Annotated in this window: 19 protein-coding genes, 1 other RNA gene and 1 pseudogene; 4 read left to right on the top strand and 17 right to left on the bottom strand. The window is 48.4% G+C overall.

Translation table 11 applies throughout. The features are described 5' to 3' along the window. Positions 1–81: 81 nt before the first annotated feature. From ACZM6M_RS04065 to ACZM6M_RS04050, 4 genes are all read right to left on the bottom strand, one after another. Complete coding sequence (locus ACZM6M_RS04065) at positions 82–1113, bottom strand: sugar kinase (protein ID WP_066549164.1); 1032 nt, start codon at positions 1111–1113, stop codon at positions 82–84. 85 nt (positions 1114–1198) lie between these two features. After that, positions 1199–1852 carry a bifunctional 2-keto-4-hydroxyglutarate aldolase/2-keto-3-deoxy-6-phosphogluconate aldolase gene (locus ACZM6M_RS04060; RefSeq protein WP_066549166.1) on the bottom strand — a complete coding sequence of 218 codons (654 nt, stop codon included), beginning with the start codon at positions 1850–1852 and terminating at the stop codon, positions 1199–1201. 146 nt (positions 1853–1998) lie between these two features. Next, entirely contained in the window at positions 1999–2760 is a 762-nt protein-coding gene (locus tag ACZM6M_RS04055) for an IclR family transcriptional regulator (RefSeq protein ID WP_296038520.1), read from the bottom strand. Between the two features lie 46 nt (positions 2761–2806). After that, positions 2807–4291: a UxaA family hydrolase gene (locus tag ACZM6M_RS04050; RefSeq protein WP_418926227.1), complete on the bottom strand. Its 1485-nt coding sequence runs from the start codon at positions 4289–4291 to the stop codon at positions 2807–2809. Positions 4292–4503: 212 nt separating this feature from the next. Between ACZM6M_RS04050 and ACZM6M_RS04045 the strand changes: the two genes are divergently transcribed. Further along, the gene (locus tag ACZM6M_RS04045) at positions 4504–5505 is read left to right on the top strand and encodes a LacI family DNA-binding transcriptional regulator (protein ID WP_337433894.1); all 1002 of its coding nucleotides are present in this window, start codon (positions 4504–4506) and stop codon (positions 5503–5505) included. 22 nt (positions 5506–5527) lie between these two features. Beyond that, positions 5528–6943: a glucuronate isomerase gene (gene uxaC, locus ACZM6M_RS04040; protein WP_296038523.1), complete on the top strand. Its 1416-nt coding sequence runs from the start codon at positions 5528–5530 to the stop codon at positions 6941–6943. Between the two features lie 57 nt (positions 6944–7000). On the opposite strand, the gene ACZM6M_RS04035 is transcribed toward uxaC, so the two are convergent. The 3 genes and pseudogenes from ACZM6M_RS04035 to rnpB all read right to left on the bottom strand — a co-directional run bounded on the left by ACZM6M_RS04035 (position 7001) and on the right by rnpB (position 8777). Next, positions 7001–7639 carry a GNAT family N-acetyltransferase gene (locus ACZM6M_RS04035; protein WP_337434035.1) on the bottom strand — a complete coding sequence of 213 codons (639 nt, stop codon included), beginning with the start codon at positions 7637–7639 and terminating at the stop codon, positions 7001–7003. 498 nt (positions 7640–8137) lie between these two features. Beyond that, positions 8138–8284 (bottom strand): annotated as a pseudogene (locus tag ACZM6M_RS04030) (TetR/AcrR family transcriptional regulator); the annotation flags it as partial. A gap of 137 nt (positions 8285–8421) precedes the next feature. After that, positions 8422–8777, bottom strand: an RNA gene (rnpB, locus tag ACZM6M_RS04025) — RNase P RNA component class A. 268 nt (positions 8778–9045) lie between these two features. On the opposite strand from rnpB, the gene yedE reads away from it, so the two are divergent. Further along, positions 9046–10107: a YedE family putative selenium transporter gene (gene yedE, locus ACZM6M_RS04020; protein ID WP_337933880.1), complete on the top strand. Its 1062-nt coding sequence runs from the start codon at positions 9046–9048 to the stop codon at positions 10105–10107. Positions 10108–10133: 26 nt separating this feature from the next. Beyond that, on the top strand, positions 10134–10340 hold the full coding sequence (locus tag ACZM6M_RS04015) for a sulfurtransferase TusA family protein (RefSeq protein WP_418926223.1): 207 nt from the start codon (positions 10134–10136) through the stop codon (positions 10338–10340). A 188-nt stretch (positions 10341–10528) separates the two neighbouring features. Here the strand turns inward: ACZM6M_RS04015 and ACZM6M_RS04010 are convergent, their stop codons facing one another. The 10 genes from ACZM6M_RS04010 to metF all read right to left on the bottom strand — a co-directional run bounded on the left by ACZM6M_RS04010 (position 10529) and on the right by metF (position 21086). After that, positions 10529–11485 carry a TIGR03943 family putative permease subunit gene (locus tag ACZM6M_RS04010; protein WP_320915130.1) on the bottom strand — a complete coding sequence of 319 codons (957 nt, stop codon included), beginning with the start codon at positions 11483–11485 and terminating at the stop codon, positions 10529–10531. A 13-nt stretch (positions 11486–11498) separates the two neighbouring features. After that, entirely contained in the window at positions 11499–12620 is a 1122-nt protein-coding gene (locus tag ACZM6M_RS04005; RefSeq protein ID WP_337433896.1) for a CobW family GTP-binding protein, read from the bottom strand. A 256-nt stretch (positions 12621–12876) separates the two neighbouring features. After that, positions 12877–13695, bottom strand: coding sequence for a metal ABC transporter permease (locus ACZM6M_RS04000; protein ID WP_337933885.1), 819 nt, complete (start codon positions 13693–13695; stop codon positions 12877–12879). After that, complete coding sequence (locus tag ACZM6M_RS03995) at positions 13679–14449, bottom strand: metal ABC transporter ATP-binding protein (protein WP_337933937.1); 771 nt, start codon at positions 14447–14449, stop codon at positions 13679–13681. Before ACZM6M_RS03995 ends, ACZM6M_RS04000 begins: the two co-directional genes overlap by 17 nt. 6 nt (positions 14450–14455) lie before the next feature. Beyond that, on the bottom strand, positions 14456–15517 hold the full coding sequence (locus ACZM6M_RS03990) for a metal ABC transporter substrate-binding protein (protein ID WP_417301044.1): 1062 nt from the start codon (positions 15515–15517) through the stop codon (positions 14456–14458). After that, positions 15510–16187: an HAD family hydrolase gene (locus ACZM6M_RS03985; RefSeq protein ID WP_066549186.1), complete on the bottom strand. Its 678-nt coding sequence runs from the start codon at positions 16185–16187 to the stop codon at positions 15510–15512. The genes ACZM6M_RS03990 and ACZM6M_RS03985 overlap by 8 nt, the downstream gene beginning before the upstream one ends. An 86-nt stretch (positions 16188–16273) precedes the next feature. Further along, positions 16274–17089, bottom strand: coding sequence for a DUF368 domain-containing protein (locus tag ACZM6M_RS03980; protein WP_340276971.1), 816 nt, complete (start codon positions 17087–17089; stop codon positions 16274–16276). A gap of 21 nt (positions 17090–17110) precedes the next feature. Further along, positions 17111–19522, bottom strand: a complete 2412-nt coding sequence (locus tag ACZM6M_RS03975) for a homocysteine S-methyltransferase family protein (protein WP_337933890.1) — start codon at positions 19520–19522, stop codon at positions 17111–17113. A 3-nt stretch (positions 19523–19525) separates the two neighbouring features. After that, complete coding sequence (locus tag ACZM6M_RS03970) at positions 19526–20197, bottom strand: Vitamin B12 dependent methionine synthase activation subunit (protein WP_066549190.1); 672 nt, start codon at positions 20195–20197, stop codon at positions 19526–19528. A 28-nt stretch (positions 20198–20225) separates the two neighbouring features. After that, positions 20226–21086 carry a methylenetetrahydrofolate reductase [NAD(P)H] gene (gene metF / locus ACZM6M_RS03965; RefSeq protein WP_066549193.1) on the bottom strand — a complete coding sequence of 287 codons (861 nt, stop codon included), beginning with the start codon at positions 21084–21086 and terminating at the stop codon, positions 20226–20228. Positions 21087–21200 lie beyond the last annotated feature (114 nt).

Genomic DNA, 21200 nt, shown 5'->3' with positions numbered 1-21200 from the left:
CTGTCTGAAAATCCATCTTTGAAACGCAATTTTCAAACAGGCTCCGCTGTTTACAGAGTATATATTGTGTTCGTAAAGTGATTATCTCTGAACACGGCCAGATCCGTCGCCGCCTGCCAGATTATCAACATCTGCACGGGTAACCAGGTTGAAGTCGCCAGGAATGGTGTGCTTTAATGCGGAAGCTGCTACTGCAAACTCCAGAGCTGCCTTCATATCCTTGCCGTCAGCCAGACCGCAGATCAGACCGCCTGCGAAGGAGTCGCCGCCGCCTACACGGTCAACGATTGGAGTGATATGGTACTTTCTGGAGTGATAGAACTCACGGGTCTTTCCATCCATGATGCATGCAGACCAGCCATTATCGGAAGCGCTGTGGCTTTCACGCAGAGAGCTGATGATATACTTGAAGCCAAACTTATCAGCCATCTGATTGAAGATATCAACATAGCCTGCCAGCTCCAGCTCGCCGGAGGTAACATCTGTGTTGCCTGGCTTGAATCCAAGAACCTTCTCAGCATCCTCTTCGTTGCCAATGCAAACGTCTACATACTGCATCAGGTTAGTCATAACCTTCTGAGCCTTCTCGGAGGACCACAGCTTCTTACGGAAGTTTAAGTCTACGGAAACAGTTACGCCGTGAGCCTTAGCTGCCTTTAAAGCTGCCTCTGTCAGCTCGATTGCTGCATCGCTGACAGCTGGAGTAATACCTGTGAAATGGAACCAGTCAGCATCCTTGAAAATCTCATCAAAGTTGAACTCATCTGCTGTAGCTGTAGCGATCGCACTGTTTGCACGGTCATAAACTACATTGGAAGCTCTCATTGCAGAACCGGTCTCTAAGAAGTAGATACCCAGTCTCTCGCCGCTTCTTGCGATATGCTTTGTACCTACATTGTACTTTCTTAAAGCTGCTACTGCACAGTCACCAATCGGATTTGCCGGTACTGCTGTAACAAACTCAACATCATGGCCATAGTTAGCCAGAGATACTGCTACGTTAGCCTCGCCGCCGCCGTAGTTAACATCAAACTCGTCTGCCTGGATAAATTTCTCATTATTCGGGGTAGATAATCTTAACATGATCTCGCCCATGGTAACGATCTTTGCCATTTTTATAATCTCCTTATTCTCTTACTCTATCTGCGCCGCCCGGATCAGCCGGGCGGTGGCTTCTTTGTCTCAGCGAAATGATTTCTTATTTAGCTCTTGCTGCAGCTACTGCGTCTACAAACTCCTTAGCCTTTGCGGTAACAGCTGCGAAATCGCCGGTCTTAGCGCCTTTTGTTAAGCTGCTTCCGGTTCCAACTGCGTATGCGCCTGCCTTGATCCACTTGTCAACGTTATCAACATCAACGCCGCCGGATGGCATGAACTCACCCTGAGGAAGGGGACCCTTGAAGGAGCTGATTGCTGCCGGTCCTACGATATTGCCTGGGAAGATCTTGATTACGTCGCATCCTGCCTCCATAGCTGCAATAGCCTCGGTTGGAGTCATAACGCCTGGCAGCATAGGTACTCTGTAGCGGTTGCACATCTTGATTGTCTCAAGGTTTAAGCCTGGGCTTACTACATAGTTAGCACCTGCCATGATAGCCATTCTTGCAGTCTCAGGATCCAGAACAGTACCTGCGCCGATTACTACCTTATCATTATCCTTATATTTCTCTACCATATTTGCGATCAGATCAATGGGGCTGCCCTCATCAACGGTCATACAGATCTCGATGAAGTTGATGCCGCCGGCTACGATAGAATCGATCACCTTCTCGCCCTGCTCCAGGTTCTTTGCACGAACCACAGCTACCAGACAGTCTTCTTTCAGTCTTGCCAGAACTTGTTCTTTTTTCATTTCTCTTCTCCTTCTTTCATCTTTGTTCGTAAATACGAATATACTTCATATTTACGATTTTTTATAATTAAATTCTAATAGTTACCGCATGATTTGTCAACAGGAAACCAGCGAAAAAATGTACATTTTTACACGCAATCCGCCCATTATCTTTTACCTATATATCCCAAAAGCCTTGAAAGCATGGCGGCCTTTTCACAGACTCTTCGTCCCAGCGCTTCATAATCCTCTGTTGGCTTATAAAGGCTGGAAACGCTGATCGCTCCCATAACCGTTCCATCCGGGCCAAAAACCGGAGCGCCGACACATTCCATATGCTCCTCCAGTTCTCTGGCGTCCAGGGCATAGCCCTTTTCCTTTACTTTTTCCAGTTCATCTAGAAAACAGGCCTTATCCCGGATGGTACGTTCTGTAAATGCCCTGAAATGGATCCGCTCCGTAAGAGCCAGCCGCTCTTCCTCTTCTGAATAAGCCAGGATCGCTTTTCCAAGTGAGGTGCAGTAAATAGGGTTTTTAGTGCCTACCGTGGCTGTTGTGATAATGGGATTTTCCGGCTCATATTTACAGATATATACGATCTCGTCATCCGCCCGGACGCCGAAGAATACGGTCTTTCCCACTTCTTTTGAAAAAGCCTTTAAAACCGGGTCTATGGTTCCGATAAAATCCATATTGTTGGTATAATTGATTCCTACCCGATAGGCGGTAAGCCCTATGGTATAACGCTGCTTCTGCTCTCTGGCCACATGAACCATCCCCGTATGCACCAGAGTTGTAAGAATATCATAGGCGCTTGTCTTTGGGATGGAAAGCTGCTCACAGATCTGATCCAGCGTAATGCCGTCCGGCTTTTTTGACACCAGTTTTAATATATCCACCGTCCGCAGTGCCGTCCTGTTTAATTTCATCGTGTCTCCTTATTATATGCAGTCCGGACTACCTGCCCGGTTCATTTTACAGGGTCACGCCCTGTTTAAAGATAGCCATATCATGGAAACCTGCTTCCTCAGATTTTACCTTGCGGCCGGAAGCAACCTCCAGCACATAGCCAAGCAGTTCCTCTGCCAGTTCTTCCTTTGTCTTATCCTCGACCATACGGCCTGCGTTAAAATCGATCCAGTTATTCTTGTGGCCTGCAAGCTTGGAATTACTGGAAATCTTTACAGTAGGAACCGGGGATGCAAAGGGTGTGCCGCGGCCGGTTGTAAAGAGCACCATATGGGCGCCGGACACAGCCAGGGCCGTAGCTGCCACCAGGTCATTGCCGGGAGCACTTAAAAGATTTAAGCCCTTTACCTTAACCGGTTCGCCGTACTCCAGCACTCCCTTTACAAGAGCGCTTCCGGACTTCTGGGTGCAGCCTAAGGACTTGTCCTCCAGAGTGGAAATACCGCCCTTTTTGTTACCGGGGGATGGATTTTCATAAATGGTCTGGTTATGGCTTGTGAAGTAATTTTTAAAATTATTGATCAGGTCTACGGTCTTGTCAAAAAGTTCCGGAGTTGCACAGCGGTTCATAAGAAGGGTCTCAGCGCCGAACATCTCAGGCACCTCAGTCAGGATCGTTGTACCGCCCTTGCTTACTAAAAGATCGGAAAATGCTCCTACTACCGGATTGGCCGTGATTCCGGAAAGTCCGTCGGAGCCGCCGCATTTCATGCCGATAATCAGCTCGCTGGCATCAATTTTCTCTCTGGAAAATGCTCCTGCATAGACTGCCAGCTCTCCGATCAGCTTCATGGCCTCCTCCATCTCGTCCTCTACATCCTGGCACTGGAGGAACTTCACTCTCTGTTCGTCATACGCTCCGATATAGTCCATAAGCACAGGAATATTGCTGTTTTCGCAGCCCAGTCCCAGAACAAGCACGCCGCCTGCATTTGGATGGTGGATCATATCTGCCAGAACCTTACGGGTATTCTCCTGATCGTCTCCCATCTGGGAGCAGCCGTATGGATGCTGGAATGCGATCACGTCCTCTACATTACCTCCCACAAATTTCTTAGCAGCCGTTTCCAGGGCCTTTGCAATGGAGTTCACACAGCCTACGGTAGGAATGATCCAGATTTCATTGCGGATTCCTGCCTTCCCGTCGGTTCTGCGGTAGCCTTCAAAATATGTGTGCTCTGTGGGTTCTACATCCTGATGGCCTTCCGGCTCATAATCATAAGTAAGAACATCTCCAAGAGCCGTCTTCACATTATGAACGTGAACCCACTGTCCCGGCTGGATATCCTCCTTGGCAAAACCGATGCGGAAGCCGTACTTTACAACCTCTTCTCCGCTCTTTATTTCCCTCAGCGCAAACTTGTGGCCCTGGGGGATATCTTCCATAAGGGTCACTGCGGTTTCTGCCGCCTGCAGTACCTCTCCCTTATTTAAAGGGCGCAGTGCAACGGCAACATTGTCATTCTGATTGATCTTTACAATATCCTGCATGATCGCTTCATTCTCCTGTTCTTTACTTGGTGCTCTCTGGCCTGACAGTCTTTTGGGGATGCCGGTCAGGTCTATGTAAGTGCTTACATTCATTTTATCCATTTTCCCGTAAGAAGTCAATAAAAAAATAGAAAACTCTTGCAATATTTTCCGAAAAAATGTATAATAAAGTTAGCTTGTAAGCGCTTACAGAATGTGAGGTTATTCCATACATGAATATATATGATGTATCAAAACATGCCGGAGTATCCATTGCCACGGTTTCCCGTGTATTAAACGGCAATCCCAATGTCAGCGAGCGTACCCGTGAAAAGGTTCTGCGCGTCATGGATGAACTTGGCTATACACCCAATGTATTTGCCAGAGGACTGGGGCTTGACACCATGCAGACCATAGGGATCATGTGTTCCGATTCCTCCGATCCCTATCTGGCCGGTGCCATCTACTATCTGGAACGGGAACTTCGCAGCCATAACTATGATTCTATTCTCTGCTGTACGGGTTATGATCTGAAGGTCAAGCAGAAGTATTTTAATCTGCTGCGCTCCAAGCGTGTAGACGCCATTATTCTGGCCGGTTCAAAATTTGTGGAGCTTTGCCCCAAGGATAATGATTATATCTTAAAAGCTGCACATGATATACCTGTCATGCTTGTAAACGGTTATCTGGAGGGGGAAAATATCTACAGCACAGTCTGCGATGATTATTCTGCTGTGTATGATGCGGTTTCCCGGCTGATCCGTTCCGGAAGCAGGCGGATTCTTTATCTGTATACCAGCTATTCTTACAGCGGGTTAAACAAGATGGATGGATATAAGGCAGCTCTTACTTCCTGCGGACTTCCCGTGCGGGAGGATCTGATCCATCAGTGTCCCAAAAATCTTGAGGATGCCAGAGACCTGCTCCTAAGACTGTCGAAACAGGGGATTGACTTCGATGCAGTTGTAACCTCGGATGATTCCCTGGCAGTAGGAGCGGTTAAATACGCCCATGCAAAAGGGATTTCCGTACCAGACCAGCTCAGTATCATCGGCTATAATAATTCTCTTTTATCCCGCTGTACAGATCCTGAGATCACCTCTATCGACAGCCGGGTGGAGACATTGTGTACGACTACAGTAAAAACACTTATGGAAGTTTTCAGCGGCGAATCTGTGCCCAGCCGGACTACGATCGCCTCTGATCTTATAAAAAGAAACACCACAAACTTTTAACATTTAAGGAGGCTCTACTAAAATGAAACAGTTTTTAGACAAGGATTTCTTATTATCTACCGAAATGGCTCAGAAGCTTTATCACGACTATGCTGAGACCATGCCTATCCTGGACTATCACTGCCATATTAATCCCCAGGAAATCTGTGAGGACCGCAAATTTGAGAATATCACTCAGGTATGGCTGGGAGGCGACCACTACAAATGGCGTCAGATGCGTTCCAACGGCGTTGATGAAAAATATATCACCGGCGACGCTACGGACAGGGAGAAATTCCAGGCTTGGGCCGAGACCCTTCCAAAGCTGATCGGCAACCCCCTGTACCACTGGAGCCATCTTGAATTAAGAAGATACTTCGGCTACGAGGGCTACTTAAACGGCGATACCGCTGAGGAAGTATGGAATCTGTGCAACGCAAAGCTGCAGGAGGATTCCATGACTGTACGCAACCTGATCCGCCAGTCCAATGTTACCTTAATCTGCACCACCGATGATCCGGTTGACACTCTGGAATACCACAAGAAGCTGGCTGAGGATACTTCCTTTGAGGTACAGGTTCTTCCCGCATGGAGACCTGATAAGGCTATGAACGTTGAAAAGCCAACCTATGCAGCTTATATTAAACAGCTCTCTGAGGTAAGCGGCGTTGAGATCAAGGATTTTGCTTCTTTAAAAGAGGCCTTAAAGAACCGTATGGAATTCTTTAATTCCATGAAGTGCTGTGTATCCGACCATGCTCTTGAGTATGTAATGTACGCTCCTGCTTCTGACGCAGAGGTGGACGCCATCATCGCAAAGGGCTTAAAGGGCGAAGCTGTTTCCCGCGAAGAAGAGTTAAAGTACAAGACCGCGTTCATGCTGTTTGTTGCAAGAGAATACAACAGAATGGGCTGGATCATGCAGCTTCACTACGGCTGCAAGCGCGACAACAACGCATATATGTTTGAGCAGCTTGGTCCTGATACCGGCTTTGACTGTATCAACAACTATGCTCCAAGCGCACAGATGGCAGACTTCTTAAATGCATTAAGCGCTACCAATGAGATTCCAAAGACCATCATCTACTCCTTAAATCCAAATGATAATGCTTCCATCGGCACCATCCTGGGCTGCTTCCAGGAGAAGTTCCCCGGCAAGATCCAGCAGGGTTCCGCATGGTGGTTCAATGATCACAAGACCGGCATGACCGAGCAGATGACCTCTCTTGGAAACTTAGGCTGCCTCGGAAACTTCATTGGTATGCTGACCGACTCCAGAAGCTTCCTGTCCTACACCAGACATGAGTATTTCCGCCGCATTATGTGCGAACTGATCGGCGGCTGGGTAGACAACGGCGAATATCCGGCAGATATGAAGTCCTTAGAGACCATCGTAAAGGGTATCTGTTACAACAATGCTGTAAATTACTTTGGATTTGATTTAAAGACGGTAGAGTAATTTAAACGTATATTCAAAATGGGAGGTTCCCTTTGACGGGGCCTCCCATTTTCGATCCTATTCTTCTATAAACGAATGGCTCATAATATAAAATTCATCCTGGCTGGGCTGGTATTTCTTTTCCATCTTTTCCAGAGTATCATCATATTTCTGTGCCTCTTCTTCACTGATTGCCATCACCGGGCTGTCCTGGTAAATCCATTTGTGTCCGTCAAGAGCGCCGGGAATCAGTTCCCTTACCATCATTGCAGAATGATATTTTCCATTTTCCGTACCTACATTGTATTTTTTGCAGCTCTTAAAGCCGCACCCCACATAATTGACCGGGCTTCCAAATATCACCACTGTGTCATATCCAAGCTTAACAGCCTTTTCAAAGGAATGTTCGATCAGCTTTCTGCCATAGCCCCTTCTCTGATAACCAGGCTTAATGCAGACCGGGCCAAAGGTCAAAATCTCCTTTTTATTTCCTTCTTCATCCAAAAGCCATGCTTTTGTGTACATGATATTTCCTATTACAGTTCCATTTAACTCCAGGACAAAGTCCAGCTCCGGTATAAAATCCTCATGTTCCCGCATAATATGCACCAGATAATGCTCGACGCATCCGGGAACATACATATTGTAAAAGGCTTCTCTTGTGATCTGCTCAACGATTGCGTAGTCTGCTTTCTCTTCATTTCTGATATTGATCATTTCCTGCATTCTTGTTTCCTCCTCAGGCAATAAATATTTGCGAAAAAAATCATCCATATGCTTCTCGTAGACGTCTTCCATCTCTTCTTTGTCTTTCTTACGTCCAGTCCTGTCGGCCATGTTTAGTAACAAATAAAACGGCGCATAAAACTCAACTGCCAGCTGTCTGGGCTCTTTTTTTATAAGCTTGTCATGTATTATCATTTCACGAAAAATATCTTCTATGTAAGTTAGCGGACCGTCTGTTAAAACCTTTTCATACAATGTGCCTGCTTCTGTGGTTTTATACTGTTCGAGGGTCAGCATTTTCCGAAAATTGCAGGCAGTTTCATCCATACTCCAATAATGAAACTGGGAAAGCATATACTCCTTCAGGCTTTTGGGAGATACATCTGAAAAGGAATCTGGCATTTCGGAAAACTCCTTTTCAGGGACGCCGCTCTTTCTGGAGCGTTCTGCATCCAGTTCACAGACATATGTAAAAATAGAATCAAAGACATCTCTTTTATTTTTGTAATGCTTATATAATGCGCCTTTTGTCATGCCCAGAGTCCCTGCAATCTGGCTGACTGAAACTGCTTCGTAGCCCTTTACGACAAATAATCCCAGCGCAGCTTTTAAAATACTTTCTTTTGTGTCCGTCATAGTAAGACCTCCAGAAGTAAACAATCGTTCACTTGTCAAGGCTATTTTATCTACCCTTTCCATCCTTTCAGGCAACAAAAAAGACCACCCCTCCAAAAGCCGCTGTATGCGTCCTTTGCTTAGATGATCTCTCTTCACGTGTGAGCAAAACGATAAGCCGGGTTATGTCGTTGGATGGCCATCTATCTAGAACTGCTGTCGCCAGCAGTCTCAAGCAACCTACCCGGAAGCTGACGGGCCGCCATATGCTTCCTGTTTGGTCTTGCTTCGAGTGGGGTTTACATGTGCCCCGCCTGTTACCAGCCGGGCGGTAGTCTCTTACACTGCCCTTCCACCCTTACCTGCCTGCTTTCGCAGACTGGCGGTATATTTCTGTTGCACTGTCCCTGGAGTCGCCTCCGCCAGACGTTATCTGGCACCCTGCCCTGTGAAGCCCGGACTTTCCTCTCCTGCGGCCTCTCGGTATCGCAGCAGCGGCCATCTGTCTTACTCACAACCATAGTAGTTTAACACAAAACCGGCGGCATGTCCAGTTTTTGAGAATTTTTCTTCAACTCATTTTTCCTGAATTGGAAAATTATACAAAAACCAGTTGACCTCCCCTTCTGTTAATGCTACAATTTAATCAGAAAAAGGAATACGCAGTTGGAGCTTCCTAAATGTTTCAGTAAAAGCCGGCTCGGCCACCGTCCCAGAGTGGTCAGGCCGTTTTTTATTGCCTGCGTTATTCTTTTTTAAATATAACGTTTGGAGGGAATGAAATGAAAGAAACACTCAATTCAAAAAAGGGGCTGCTTATATGGGGCGGCCTGCTGGGAGCCGTGGCTGTATGGCTGGCTATTATGGGAAATCCCGGAAATATGGCATTTTGTATCGCCTGCTTTATCCGCGACATTGCAGGCGCAGCCAAGCTGCACACGGCACCCATTGTACAATATATGCGCCCTGAAATCGCAGGCCTGATAGCCGGAGCTTTCATTATTTCCATGGCCACCGGGGAATACCGCTCTACCGCCGGCTCCTCTCCCATGATCCGCTTTCTTTTGGGAATTATTACTATGATCGGCGCTCTGGTTTTTCTGGGATGTCCATTGCGCATGGTCATCCGTATGGCCGCCGGAGATCTGAATGCCTATATGGGACTGATTGGTTTTGTGCTGGGTGTAGGCACCGGCTGTATCTTTTTGAAAAAGGGCTTCAGTCTGGGACGATCCTTTGATACGAAAAAAGAAAACGGCTACATAATTCCTGCCATTTTCCTGAGTCTTCTGGTTTTAAGCATCGCTACTCCTCTTTTTGCAGCAAGTACAGAAGGTCCCGGAAGCCTTCATGCTCCCATCCTCGTATCCCTGGCAGCCGGTCTGATCTTCGGCGCCGCTGCTCAGAAAGCAAGAGCCTGCTTCGCAGGCGGTATCCGCGATGTGATCCTGATGAAAAACTTTGATCTTTTAAGTGTAATTGCCGGACTTTTTGGCGTAATGCTGGTTTACAACCTGGTATCCGGCAATTTTAAACCGGGATTTGAGGGCCAGCCTATTGCCCATGCAGAAACTCTCTGGAATATCCTTGGCACCTATACCGTAGGCTTTGCAGCCGTATTAGCCGGAGGCTGTCCTCTGCGCCAGCTGATTCTGGCAGGCCAGGGGTCTTCGGATGCCGCTGTTAATGTGCTTGGCATGCTGGTTGGTGCAGCCCTGTGCCACAACTTTGGCCTGGCTTCCAGCGGAACAGGAACCACGCCTGCAGGACGGATCATGTGTATCGTATGTATTGCGGTGCTCTTTGCTGTGGCTGCTTCCTGTATGAGAAGAACAAAAAAATAATTCTTAAAAAGGAGATGATAAAATTTATGAAAGAAATAGATGTAAGAGGGCTTTCCTGCCCGGAGCCGGTGCTGATTGTAATGGATGAAATGGATGCTGCTCCAAAGGAGCCTCTGGCTGTTCTGTCGGATGCAGCCCACACCAGAGATAATCTTTTAAAGCTGGCTCATGAATATCACAGAGAAGCCTCCGTAGAAATGAGAGGCAAGGATTATATGATAACCATCAGCTAATATAACGGCCTGCCATCTGAAGCGCTTTTCGGATAGCAGGCATTTTTTTTTCGTATAGTCATATGCCAGTTTTACGGAATCTTCCATGGTTTCAAAGGTGAGAAGCCCTACCTGCTCCCCTTTTGCATCCGCTCTTATTTATAAAATATGAGGATACCGGCCTTTCTGAGCCAGTATCCCCATCATTTTTAAAATTGTACAATATCCTTGATCTCTGCAGCCGATTCTACATTTTCACCATAGAGAACCGGGCCTTCGCCGTGGTAGTCCTTCTGATACTCAATTCCTACCTTGGCCCGTACCTTTACCCACTGCTTGGTACGGTACTTTTCTGCATCCTTCCATTTGCACATAAAGCCAAGGAATGTCATATCGGCTTCACAGCAGGTCATGGCCATACGCCCCGGAACGAACTGTCCCTTTGGAAACTTGGGGGATTTTAATACCATAGCTGTGAACTCCACCGTTTTTCCCTGATACCGTTCCGGCTGATCCATGCAGTCAATATACCAGATTCCGTAATCCTCCGGCTTGATTTCAATTACATCCGCATTGATATCATAGGGAAGATCCTCTTCCAGAGTGGCCTGTTCGATCTCACCCTCTGCATCCTCCAGCACGATCTCGCTGTCCCGGCTCATGGCTCGGATGGTCCGGCGGTAAGAGGTAAGCTTTTCATCCGAAATCCCATCACAGCGGTTCATGATTACAAGCTCGGAACCGCGAAGCATTGCTCCTAACAGGGGCTTCATGTTCTGAACATAGAGATCAAACGTAGATCCGTCAATGATCGTGATCTGCTGGTAGATGGACCAGTCTTCAGGAAGCTTTAACTCGTCCTGATTCCACATGCCGTTCCACTCCATAATCACCCGTTCCGGACGGTAAATTACTTCTAATTCGTTGAGATATTCCGGGGTAAGCTTTGAAAAATCATCCACATAAACCACAGCTGTCCGATTTTTCTTAAGCTTTTTCTCGTCATACTCCGTATCTCCCTCTTCGCAGACAATCAGCAGTGTTTTTCCTTCTGTCTGAAAATAGTCCTGCTCCATGGTAAATTCCAAAAACTGGGTTTTTCCCGCTTCCAGAAATCCATTGATCAAAAAGAGGGGCATTACATTATCTTCAATTTCATTTCCCATCATATCAACCTCTTTAGCCTCTTCCAAACAGGCTGTTCAATTCTTCTTCCTTTAAGCTGGCTCCGATGACACATACCTTACCGGTATAATCGGGACGGCCCTGGCGGATCTCATACTGCTGGGGAACCAGATCAAAGTACAGCCACTCTCCCGGATTTTCCGTAGGAAGCATTCCCTTTGCCCGCAGTACATCGCCAAATTCCTTTGTATCTGCCAGACGCTTTAAGATGTCCTCCAGCTGATCCCTGGTAACAGGAACAATAGTTTCCATGCCCCAGCTGGTAAATACTTCATCTGCATGATGATGGTGGTGATGCTCATGATCGTGGCAGCCGCAGGTGCAGTCTTCGCCGTGGTCATGATGATGATGGTGCTCATGCTCCTCATGCTCATGACAGCCGCAGGTACAGGACTCGCCATGTTCATGGCCGTGATGGTGATCATGGCCCTCGTGATCATGGTGATGCTCACCGCAGCCGCACTCCTCATCATGATGGTGATGCGCTCTCACCTCTGCCATCAGATCATCCAGCATGGTGTCGCGCTTCTCAATAATCTCTAATAACTGGTCTCCGCCCAGCTCTCCCAGAGGAGTCGTCACAACGGCTGCCTTTGGATTTTTCTCACGGATCAGCTCCACATCCTTCTGGATCTTGGCCGGGTCTGTGATATCAGTACGGCTCAAAACAATGGTACCTGCATTTTCAATCTGATTATTGAAAAATTCACCGAAGTTTTTCATATACATTTTGCACTTTGCCGCATCCACAATGGTAACCGCGCTGTTTAAGGCCACATCCATATCTGCAGATACGTCGATTACAGCTTTCATAACATCAGACAGCTTTCCTACGCCGGAGGGCTCGATGATGATGCGGTCCGGCTTATAGGTCGTCAGCACCTCTGCCAGAGATTTTCCAAAATCTCCCACCAGGGAACAGCAGATACAGCCGGAATTCATCTCACGGATCTCAATGCCGGAATCCTTTAAAAATCCGCCGTCGATCCCGATCTCGCCGAACTCATTTTCGATCAGCACAACCTGTTCGCCGGAAATGGCTTCCTGCAAAAGCTTCTTAATAAATGTAGTCTTTCCGGCTCCAAGGAAACCGGAGATAATATCAATCTTTGTCATTTTAATTTCTTCCTTCTTTCTACTGCAGTCACAGTCTTACCAACTAAATATTGTGGCACATCCCTCCGGGAATGTCAAGACAGCTGCTGCCATTTTTCCTTTTTGTAACAGTTCAGCATTGCATCTTCTTGCCCGCTTACAGCGGACAAGAAGCATCGGGCGTCCGCCCTATGAAGATTCAGACAGAAAAGTTCTTATGAAAGCAAGCTTTCAACGCTTCTTCTGCCTGAATCTTCGCATGGCTGAACTGTTACCCTTATTTTCTCCTCCCAAGCATCTGCCATGCGCCAAAGATCACAAAGGCCGCCAGATTTACCACCACCACGCTGGCTCCGGCAGGTGTGGAAAACTGATAGGATGCCATCATTCCCAACAGAAAGCACACAAGGGATAAAAGCCCGGAAGAGATCATCACTCCTCCGAAGCTTTTAAATACGCGCATGGAGGTAAGACAGGGGAAAATCACCAGGCTGGAAATCAGCATGGCTCCCATCATCCGCATTCCCAGCACAATAGTAACCGCCGTAAGGACAGAAATCACCATATTGTAAAATCCCACGTTGACGCCTGTAGCCCTTGCAAAATTTTCATCAAAGGTCACTGCAAACATCTGATTGTAGCAGATCACAAAAAGACCCAGCACCACAAGGCTCAGTACTACAGCCAGAGCCATATCCTCCTTTGTCATGGCTAAAATGCTTCCGAACATATAGCTACTTACATCTGTGGTCATTCCTGTAGTAAGGGAGGTAACGATAATACCGATTGCCAGGGCGCTGGCTGAAATCATGGCGATGGCAGCATCGCTTTTGATCCGGCTGTTTTCCGTGATCCGAAGAAGGAAAAAGGCCGCCAGCACTACAACCGGGATAGACACCTTAAGGGGCGACCAGCCCATTGCCAGGGCGATGGACAATGCTCCAAAGGAAACGTGGGACAGTCCGTCCCCGATCATGGAATAGCGTTTTAATACAAGGCTTACGCCTAAAAGGGACGCGCACAGAGAAACCAACATACCTCCCACCAGGGCGCGTACCAGAAAGGGATATGACAGCATTTCACTTAGTATGCTCATGGCAGCAGCCTCCTTTCCGGCAGACTGCCGTAGGGATACACTGCCCCTGCTCCTTTTCATGGAAGAAATGGCCCGCAGCCTGACTGTTCATATAATCGTGGGCAGGGCCGTAAAAAAGCACCTGCTTTTGCAGATGGAGAATCTTATTGGCCTCCTCCACTGCATTTCTGAGATCATGGGATACCATAAGGATCGCCACCCCATCCTCGCGGTTTAACCTTCTTATCATGGCATAAAAGTCCTGGATCGCCATGGGATCCAGTCCCGTAATAGGCTCGTCCAGGATCAAAAGCCGGGTGGTAGCACACAACGCCCTTGCAATCAGAACTCTCTGCTGCTGCCCGCCGGAAAGCTCCCGGTAGCACTGCTTTGCCAGAGGCATAATCCCAAGGCGCTCCATATTTTCTGCCGCAACCGCCTTTTCTGTACGGGAATAAAAGGGCCTGCGTCCCCTGCGGTTTAAGCAGCCGCTTAAGACAACCTCCTGTACGGAAGCCGGGAAATCCTTCTGGGCGGCCGTCTGCTGGGGCAGATAGCCGATTCCCGTGTGCTTTAATTCCTCTGATACCGTAAGTACCCCTGCGGAGGGCTTTAAAAGGCCTAAAAGACCTTTCATCAGCGTACTTTTTCCCGATCCGTTTTCACCTACAATACAGAGATAGTCTCCGGGGCATACCTCCATATTTACATCTACCACCGCATCCTGGTTTTCATATCCGAAATCCACATGCTCACATTTAATCAATGGTTCTATCATTTCCTATTCAAGTCCCTTCTTCAAGTGCTCTGCATTCTGCCGCATAAGCTGTAAATAGGTCACGCCCTCGTCAAATTCCCTGCGGCTTACATTGTGGCAGGAATGAAACAAAAGTGGCTCTGTCCCCGTTTCTTCACTGATGATATCTGCTGTCCGGTGACTGGAAAGCTCCAGATAGTATACGGCTTTCAGATCATTTTCCCGCACCCGGTCAATAAGATATGCGATGGTTCTGGCGCTTGGCTCTGTATCGGTACTGCAGCCGGAAAATGCAGCCCGGTAGGACAAACCATACGTATCCGCAAAATACCGAAGAGGAAATTTATCCGCCAGCACCATCATCCGGTGGCGGCCATTTGATACAATCTCCCTGAACTGCTCATCCAGTGTAGAAAGTTCTTCCAGATATGAGGCGGCATTTTCCCTGTAATAGGCTTCGTTTGCAGGATCCATTTCCGCCAGGGTATCAGAAATAATCTCCACAATCTTCATGGAATTCACAGGAGAAGTCCAGATATGTTCATCGTATTCAATATCAAGCTCCTGCCCGTCATGGGCATCAAATTCCCCAGCCTCTTCCTCCTCACGGCTGTGTTCATGACCGTGCTCCTCTTCCTCCATTCCTTCCACAACCTCTTCTTCTACCACATCTACATAGTCCATCATAGTCAGACGGCGCAGACGGCTGGTGTCAAGGGATGCAGCGACCTGATCCACCCACTGCTCCATGGCTCCTCCATTGCAGATCATCAGATCCGCTTTCTGAATGGTAATCATATCTGCGGGCGTAGGTTCAAAGGAATGGCTGTCCATCCCGGCCGGTACGACCAGATTTAACCGCACCCGGTCTCCTCCGATCTGTCGCACAAAATCATAGTAGGGGAAAATGGTAGTGACTACAAAAAGGCGGTCATCCCCGCCCTGCTCTCCCCGGATTCCCGGAGATTCTCTTTTCGCACAGCCTGTAAATGCAAGGCTGCCCAAAAGCAGGGCGAAAAACAGGATACCTGTTTTCAGAAGGCCTGTTTTCGTCCATGCCCCACTTCTTTTTTTCTGTCTATTCAATGTGATTCACGCCCTTTATAAATTCCGCTACATCCATGGGATGCTCCGCTAAAAGCGCAGGCTCATACACTTTAAGCTCATCCCTGGAACGAAAGCCCCAGAGTACGCCCACCGTATCTACCTGAGCATTTTTTCCTGTTTCCATGTCTGTATTAGTATCTCCCAGATAGAGGCACTCCTCTTTAGAAATCCCAAGCTCCTCAAGCAGCGCTTCTACCCCCTCTGGAGACGGTTTTTTTTTGATCCCCGCAGATTCCCGTTCCCCATATACCCTGTCAAAAACATCCGGCCCGAATACATAGTTTATATTCTCTATGGTTCTTACATGAGGCTTATTGGATAAAACGGTACAGAGAATGTGATTTTCCTTTAAAAATGCCAGAAGCTCCGGGATTCCCTCGTATGCCTCTACCCGGTAAAGGCAACATTCCTTAAATACCCGGTTATACACGTTCAGCGCCTCTTCAAAATGAACCAGTTCCGGATCTCCGTACGCCTTTAAAGCCCGTTCCACCAGTTTTTTATACCCGTCTCCTACAAATGTCTTTGTATCTTCCAAGGTGATCGGCCCCAGGCCAAAATGCGCCAGTGTTCCGTCCACAGACCGCTTTAAAGCATAAATGGAATTTACAAGTGTACCGTCCAGATCAAACATACAGCATTTATACATAACCGTCTTCCTTCCTTTTCAATTGTCCGCCCGAAACAGGCTTATCAGGGGTATATCATATCACAGAAAATGGGGGATGGCTATAGCTAATTCATTCTCCCAATCCCATAAATCAGCATAAATCCCGCTCCCACAGCCACCAGGCTGTACACTGCCTCTGCTCCTGCCGGAATTCCCGGAAACAGCTCCGGCAGAGAAGCAAACATAAAGCCAAGAATAAGAAGAAAGGTGGGCCGGGTATGTTTTTCCAACAGCCCTTCCAACACTTTTGCAGAAAAAAAGGTGCCCAAAAGCCCGCCTGCCGCCAGAGGAACCAAGGCGGCAATATCCATATTTCCCACGGCTTTTAAAGTGCTTTCATAGATTCCCAGCATATAGAGCATCTGGGAGGCACTGATCCCGGGAAGGACCAGGGCCACTGCGATGATAACTCCTCCTAAAGCCTGTATGAGAATATCGGATACCCCTCCTGCTCCCGGCGTGAACAGGCCTTCCGGGATCAGGCCGATCAGCAGAGCGCTTAAGATACCGATTCCCACAAAAACAGCGTCCCCGGAGCCAAATCTTTTAATTCCCGCTTCTTTAAAAATCAGGGGAATCCCTCCGCCGACAGCTCCCAGGAAGAAAAAGCGGGCAGGAACCTCCCACCGGGAGGATAAAAGCAGGCTGATGCCTCTGGAAAAGAGCAGGATACCCCCCGCCCCTCCCAGTGCAAACCACAGTAAAAAGGGAATGGATTGTTTCGGCTCCTTAAACACACGGCTCACCGAGGAAATAAGGCGGTCATAGATTCCCAGCACCATTGCCATAGTACCTCCGCTGACTCCCGGTACGGTCATGGTACCTCCTACCCAGGCGCCATTTAAAAGGATTTTTGTGTTTTCCCTTGTGTTATGTCCCATACGATTCCTTTCTGATATCTCTCAACCGATTACTGTTTCCGCATAGTGGACCGAAGCCATGGCATCACGACAGTAGGCATCTGCTCCAATGGTATCCGCATACTCCTTTGTAAGCACTGCGCCTCCCACCATTACCTTTACCCAGGATGCTTCCTTTCTCAGCCGGCGGATGGTTTCCTCCATACTGGGAACCGTGGTTGTCATCAGGGCGCTTAAACCTACCAGAGGAACATGGCGTTTCACTGCTTCCTCTACAATTCTCTCCGGCGGCACATCCTTTCCCAGATCAATAACCTCGTAGCTGTAATTTTCCAGGAGCACTTTGACAATATTTTTTCCGATATCGTGGATATCTCCCTTTACCGTAGCCAGAATAATCGTTCCCTTTTTCTCCTGTCCCTGTCCGCTGCCTTCCATTTTAGCTTTGATCACCTCAAAGGCCGCCTTTGCCGCCTCAGCGCTCATTAAAAGCTGGGGAAGGAACACACTGCCCTTTTCAAATCCTTTTCCAACCCGATCCAAAGCCGGGATCATTTCCCCGTTAATAATATCCAGAGCATCCTTTTCCTCCAAAAGAGCTGCCACCGTCTCTGCCGCAGCCTCTTTCAGGCCTTTTTCAATCAGTATTCCCAGAGAATCGCCTTCTTTTCCCTTTCCCGTATCCTTTGTCCGGGAAAGGGTCTGTCCCAGCCCACCTGTTTCACTGCCATAAATATCAATATACCGGCTGCACTGGGGATCCCGGTCCATTAAGGCATTGAAGCTGTAATAGGCCCGCATCATAGCCTCGGAATTGGGGTTGATGATCGCCCCGTTTAAGCCGCACTCCATGGCCATGGTAAAAAATGAGCTGTTTATGATTTCTCTCTGAGGCAGGCCAAAGGAGATATTGGATACGCCCAGAACAGACTTGCCTCCCAGCTCGTCCCGGATCCGTCTCAGAGTCTCTAACGTAGTCAGCGCCCCTTTGTTATCCGAGCTGACTGTCATGCAGAGGCCGTCTAGGATAATATCCTCCGGTCCGATGCCGTAAGAGGCCGCTGTCTTGATGATCTTTCTCCCCACAGCAATCCTTCCCTCTGCCGTCTCCGGTATGCCGTCTTCATCCAGACAGAGTCCCACAACCACTCCGCCGTACTTTGCCACCAGCGGAAAGATCTGATCCATTACCTCTTTTTTTCCGTTTACAGAATTGATCAAAGCCTTTCCGTTATAAATCCGCAGGGCCCGCTCCATGGCCTGTGGATTGGAGGTGTCAATCTGCAGTGGCAGATCGATCACAGCCTGCAGTTCCTTTACCACTGCCTCCATCATAGAGGGCTCGTCAATCTCCGGCAGCCCTACATTTACATCCAAAATGTCCGCGCCGTTGTCCTGCTGGGTCACGCCCTCCCGCAGGATATATTCCAGGTTATGATCCCTGAGGGCCTGCTTAAATTTTGACTTTCCCGTAGGATTGATCCGCTCGCCGATAATTACGGTCTTTTTGTCAAATACCACTGCCTGGGAATAGGAGGAAACCACGGTCCGGTTCTTTTTTTCCGGCCACATCACAGGAAGATCCTTACACCGCTTTACCGTTTCCCGGATATGCTCCGGCCCGGTTCCACAGCACCCTCCCACGATCACAGCTCCCATTTTTACAATTTCTTCCATAACCTCGCCGAACCGGACTGCGTCAATATCATAGACCGTTTCCCCGTTCTCGCTTCTTGGAAGGCCTGCATTGGGATTTACCAACACCGGGGTTGATGACACAGAAAGAAGCTCTTCTACGATTCCCTTCATCTGTACCGGGCCCAGACCGCAGTTAATTCCCAGCACATCCACTCCCAGCCCCTCCAAAAGAGCTACGGTAGAGGACACATCGCCGCCGGTCAGAAGCTTTCCCTTTTCATCAAAGATGACTGTTGCAAAGATCGGCAGCCGCTCCCCTGTTTCAGGAGAAAATCCCGCTTCCTTTGCTGCAAGTACAGCAGCCTTCAGTTCATAGCAATCGCTCATGGTTTCGATCAGCACCAGATCGGCTCCCGCTCTGGCTCCATATGATACGGTTTCCTTATAAATCTCAACCGCATCTTCAAACTCCAGATCGCCAAGAGGCTTAAGGAGCTTTCCCGTAGGACCCAGATCCAGGGCCACATAGCCGTGTCCTTCTGCCCTAACGGCCTCTTTTGCATGGCTTACCGCCTCACTTACAATTTTTTCCAATTCTTCGCCGTATTTTAAGCGGTTGGCTCCAAATGTATTCGTGGTTATAAGATCAGAGCCTGCCTGAAGATACATCCGATGGATCCCGCAGATTTCCTCCGGATGGGTCAGGTTCCACCGCTCCGGCAGTTCTCCTGCCTTTAATCCCTTAGCCTGCAAAAGGCTTCCCATACCGCCGTCAAAAAACAGGCGCCGCTGTCTCATTTCCTGTAAAATGTTCATTCCTTAATCCTCGCTTCCTGTTTGCCGCCGATAGGCGCAGTCCTTTTTTCCACAGGCCTCACAGCCTTTTACCTCACAGCCGCAGGGCGTCCTTCCAAGCCCCATCACCGCTGTCACAGATTTGGACGGCATCATCAGATACCCTCCCGTAAGACGGATTCCCAGCTGCTTTCCCCCATCCACGCACTCTAAAAGATACGGCTGGCATTCCAGAGGAAAATCCCCGTAACCCGGACTGAATCTTGGCCGAAGATACAGCCCTTTTGCTTCATATGCTGCCTTTAACTCCCTGCAGACCCGGTCACAGTATTCCTCGATCATGGCCGCAGCCGCAGCCTGCAGGATCACTGCCCGGCTCATCTGCAGACGGTTATATCTCTGGATCAGATAATCTGTCCCCAGCCCCAATGTAGCGGCAAAAACAAGAATTTCACCGCAGCCTGCCAGATTTTTAGAAAGCTGTCTGCTGCTTGTATGAACCCTGTCAAAACGAATCTCATGCTCCGGGCCCAGCTCCAGTAAAAAAGAGCGGACACGATGCCTGGGCTCTGCCTTCTCTGCCAAAAGCCCCAGACACATTTCTATCTCATCTGCAACTGCCCTATCCGGTTCTGCCTGCCCCCTGTATCCCAGATAACGCAGCACCTCTCTCCTGCTTACAGAAGAAATGTCCATCTATATGCCTCCTGCTGCATGGAATCTTTTATTTTACAATATCTGACAGATTTTCCCGGATCTTTGCCGCTACATCTGGCTTATTCATGGTATATACATGGATTCCGCGGATGCCGTTTGCGATCAGGTCAATGATCTGATCCGTGGCATAGGCGATTCCTGCCTGCTTCATGGCAGCGGGATCATCTCCGAACTTATCCACCAGGGACATAAAGCGGGCCGGCATATGGCAGCCGGACATCTGGATGCTGCGCTTTACCTGCTTTACATTTGTAATAGGCATAATCCCCGCGATCACAGGTACGGTAATCCCCTTTTCCCGGATCCGGTACAGATAGCTGTAGAGAATACTGTTGTCAAAAAACATCTGGGTGGTAACAAAATCGCAGCCGGCCTCCACCTTCTGCTTTAAATAATCCATATCCACAGACTTGTTGGCAGACTCCACATGGCCTTCAGGGTAGCAGGCGGCTCCGATACAGAAATCTCCTGCCTCCCGGATCTCCCGGATCAGTTCGGAGGCATAGTGATATACCTGAGGCGTCTGTCCATCCTGAGGAATGTCACCTCTTAAAGCAAGGATATTTTCGATCTTATGCTCCTTCAGTTCGTTCAATACCTGCTGGACCTTTTCTCTGGTAGAAGAAACACAGGTCAGATGAGCCAGCGGAGTTACCCCACAGTTTTCCTGCAGATCAGACGCGATCTTTACAGTATAATCGCTGGTGCCGCCTCCTGCGCCGTAGGTAACGCTCATAAAGGCCGGATGCAGCCTTGCGATTTCCTCTGCCGCTTTCTCAACCGATGCAAATGCATCCTGAGTTTTGGGCGGAAATACTTCAAATGACAGGGTTGGTTTTCCCTCTGCTAAGATGTCACGGATTTTCATGTCATAGCCTCCCTTGTGATTGATATACAGCGGATCGGATCACATACCAAAAACCGTTGTAAAAAGACCCCGACGCCCTGTTACAGACGCCGGAGCCGGATCATTTACTGTTTC

It is taken from the genome of Enterocloster sp. (genome assembly GCF_057861365.1).
Note: the sequence above shows the minus strand (reverse complement) of the source record. Positions and strands in the feature narration are given on the sequence as shown.

What these genes read in the sequence shown, in the direction of transcription:
- metF (WP_066549193.1), bottom strand. Translation starts at nt 21,086, where the DNA reads ATGAAAATCCGTGACATCTTAGCAGAGGGAAAACCAACCCTGTCATTT.
- ACZM6M_RS04065 (WP_066549164.1), bottom strand. Translation starts at nt 1,113, where the DNA reads ATGGCAAAGATCGTTACCATGGGCGAGATCATGTTAAGATTATCTACC.
- ACZM6M_RS04015 (WP_418926223.1), top strand. Translation starts at nt 10,134, where the DNA reads ATGAAAGAAATAGATGTAAGAGGGCTTTCCTGCCCGGAGCCGGTGCTG.
- yedE (WP_337933880.1), top strand. Translation starts at nt 9,046, where the DNA reads ATGAAAGAAACACTCAATTCAAAAAAGGGGCTGCTTATATGGGGCGGC.
- ACZM6M_RS04035 (WP_337434035.1), bottom strand. Translation starts at nt 7,639, where the DNA reads ATGATCAATATCAGAAATGAAGAGAAAGCAGACTACGCAATCGTTGAG.
- uxaC (WP_296038523.1), top strand. Translation starts at nt 5,528, where the DNA reads ATGAAACAGTTTTTAGACAAGGATTTCTTATTATCTACCGAAATGGCT.
- ACZM6M_RS03970 (WP_066549190.1), bottom strand. Translation starts at nt 20,197, where the DNA reads ATGGACATTTCTTCTGTAAGCAGGAGAGAGGTGCTGCGTTATCTGGGA.
- ACZM6M_RS04000 (WP_337933885.1), bottom strand. Translation starts at nt 13,695, where the DNA reads ATGAGCATACTAAGTGAAATGCTGTCATATCCCTTTCTGGTACGCGCC.
- ACZM6M_RS04010 (WP_320915130.1), bottom strand. Translation starts at nt 11,485, where the DNA reads ATGGGAAATGAAATTGAAGATAATGTAATGCCCCTCTTTTTGATCAAT.
- ACZM6M_RS04050 (WP_418926227.1), bottom strand. Translation starts at nt 4,291, where the DNA reads ATGCAGGATATTGTAAAGATCAATCAGAATGACAATGTTGCCGTTGCA.
- ACZM6M_RS03985 (WP_066549186.1), bottom strand. Translation starts at nt 16,187, where the DNA reads ATGTATAAATGCTGTATGTTTGATCTGGACGGTACACTTGTAAATTCC.
- ACZM6M_RS04045 (WP_337433894.1), top strand. Translation starts at nt 4,504, where the DNA reads ATGAATATATATGATGTATCAAAACATGCCGGAGTATCCATTGCCACG.
- ACZM6M_RS03980 (WP_340276971.1), bottom strand. Translation starts at nt 17,089, where the DNA reads ATGGGACATAACACAAGGGAAAACACAAAAATCCTTTTAAATGGCGCC.
- ACZM6M_RS04060 (WP_066549166.1), bottom strand. Translation starts at nt 1,852, where the DNA reads ATGAAAAAAGAACAAGTTCTGGCAAGACTGAAAGAAGACTGTCTGGTA.
- ACZM6M_RS03975 (WP_337933890.1), bottom strand. Translation starts at nt 19,522, where the DNA reads ATGAACATTTTACAGGAAATGAGACAGCGGCGCCTGTTTTTTGACGGC.
- ACZM6M_RS04005 (WP_337433896.1), bottom strand. Translation starts at nt 12,620, where the DNA reads ATGACAAAGATTGATATTATCTCCGGTTTCCTTGGAGCCGGAAAGACT.
- ACZM6M_RS04055 (WP_296038520.1), bottom strand. Translation starts at nt 2,760, where the DNA reads ATGAAATTAAACAGGACGGCACTGCGGACGGTGGATATATTAAAACTG.